General features: G+C 70.8%; 1 protein-coding gene and 1 pseudogene. Both read left to right on the forward strand.

Annotated features, from left to right (window positions below; genetic code table 11):
- Positions 1–475 (forward strand): annotated as a pseudogene (locus ACP7CD_RS18360) ((4Fe-4S)-binding protein); the annotation flags it as partial.
- The coding region (locus ACP7CD_RS18365; RefSeq protein ID WP_426120830.1) for a LutC/YkgG family protein at positions 472–1026 on the forward strand (555 nt) is incomplete at its 3' end. The pseudogene ACP7CD_RS18360 and the gene ACP7CD_RS18365, both read left to right, overlap by 4 nt.

Genomic DNA, 1026 nt, shown 5'->3' on the forward strand with positions numbered 1-1026 from the left:
CGAGCAGAACGCCTCCCTGCCCTACGCCTCCTCGCTGTGCGGGGCCTGCTACGACGTGTGCCCGGTGAAGATCAACATCCCCGAGATCCTCGTGCACCTGCGCGACGAGGACGTGCGCAGCAAGCCCACCCCCCGGGTGCCCTCCCAGATGGATTTGATGATGAAGGGCGCTTCGGTGGTGATGTCCTCGGGCACCCGGATGGGGTTGGCCGAGAAGGGTCTGCCGTTGGGGAGGGCGGTGGCGGGCAAGGATCGGGCGATTTCCTGGTTGCCCGGGATCGCCGGGGGCTGGACCGATGAGCGCGACATCCCCGCCCCGCCGAAGGAGTCTTTCCGCCATTGGTGGGCCAAGCACGCCGAGGAGACCCAGGAACGGGTGGCCGCCGACGGCGGCCCGGCCGCCGGCCCGGATGCGGGCAGTACCGCACCGGATGGGGCCGAGACCGACACCGAAGACGACGGGGGAGCACGATGAGCGAGGCAAAGACCGAGATCCTCAACCGGATCCGCGGGGCGCTGCACGACGCGCCTACCCCTGCACCGGCGCAGCGCACCTATCGCCGCGTCTCGGAGCGTGCGGCTGAGGAGGTCGTCGAGATGCTCGTGGACCGGCTGGTCGACTACAAGGCCGCGGTGCACCACGAGACCCCCGCCTCCCTGCCGGGGCGGATCGAGCAGCTGCTGGGGGTCTCCGCCCGGTATGTGGTCCCGGCCGGTCTGGACACCGCCTGGTTGCCGCAGGACACCGCCACCCGCCGGATGCTGGTGGATCCCAATGACGCCCGCGACCCCTCGGCCCTGGGGGTGCGTGAACTCAACGCCGTGGACGCGGTGGTGACGTCCTCGACCGTCTCCTGCGCCGAGACCGGCACCATCTTCCTCACCGGCCGTCCCGAGGAGGGCCGGAGGGCGATCAGCCTGGTCCCCGACCACCACATCTGCGTGGTGCCGCTGGACTCGGTGGTCGAGCTGATCCCCGAGGCCCTCGCCCTGGTGGAGCCCACGGCCCCGGTCACCATGATCTCC

Source organism: Kocuria sp. LHG3120, from assembly GCF_049897445.1.
Taxonomy (GTDB): Bacteria; Actinomycetota; Actinomycetes; order Actinomycetales; family Micrococcaceae; genus Kocuria; species Kocuria rosea.